A 931-nucleotide genomic window follows, 5' to 3' on the forward strand; every position below is an offset into this window, starting at 1 on the left:
AGGGTTGCGGTTCAGGCGATTGCGGTGCGTGTACTGTGGTGTTAGGTGAAGTGGTAGACGGGCAATTACAGGATCGCTCGGTAAACTCATGCTTAACGTTCGTTTCAGCTCTACACGGCAAGCAACTGATTACCGTCGAAGATCTACAGAACCGAGATCGCTCTTTACACCCTGTACAACAAGCGGTTGTGGATTTTCATGGCTCACAGTGTGGCTACTGTACACCGGGATTCATTATGTCCATGTTCGCGCTTGGCAAGAACAAGCCTAACGCTAGCAAAGAAGATGTGATGGAGTCTCTAGCAGGCAATTTATGTCGTTGTACGGGTTACCGACCGATTGTTGATGCTGCAATGTCTTTGTCTACAGACCAACCTCTTATCGACCAATTCGCTGAACTTGAACGCAAAACCATTGAAAAGTTGGAGAGCATTCAAGGCACTGAAGCAAACCTTCGTTTAGGTCATCTCACCGCATTCTCTCCAAAAAGTATTGATGAGCTTGCGAAACTGTATATCGCTCATCCGAAAGCTAAGCTGGTTGCAGGCGGCACCGACCTAGCACTGGAAGTTACGCAATTTCACCGTGAAATCGAAACCCTTATCAGCGTCAACCTTGTCGAAGACATGAAGCTGTGGGAAGAGACCGACACCGACCTTATCATCGGTGCCAACCTTCCAATCAGCGACGCTTATTCACTATTGAAAAAGCACTACCCAGACTTTGGCGAACTGCTTCATCGCTTTGCTTCACTGCAAGTACGTAACCAAGGCACTATTGGCGGCAACGTAGCCAATGCTTCCCCTATCGGTGATACGCCTCCGCTACTGATTGCGTTAGATGCCAAGATCAAACTGCGTTGTGGCGATGAGTCGCGCACCATGCCGATCGAGGACTACTTTATCAGCCATAAAGTCCCCGCTCAGAAAGA

At 48.8% G+C, this 931-nt stretch carries 1 protein-coding gene; it reads left to right on the forward strand.

What is annotated here, in order from left to right:
- Nucleotides 1-931 (forward strand): xanthine dehydrogenase small subunit (locus KIV40_RS28630; protein ID WP_285352606.1); only part of this gene is annotated, 931 nt, incomplete at both ends.

Source organism: Vibrio sp. D173a, assembly GCF_030248475.1.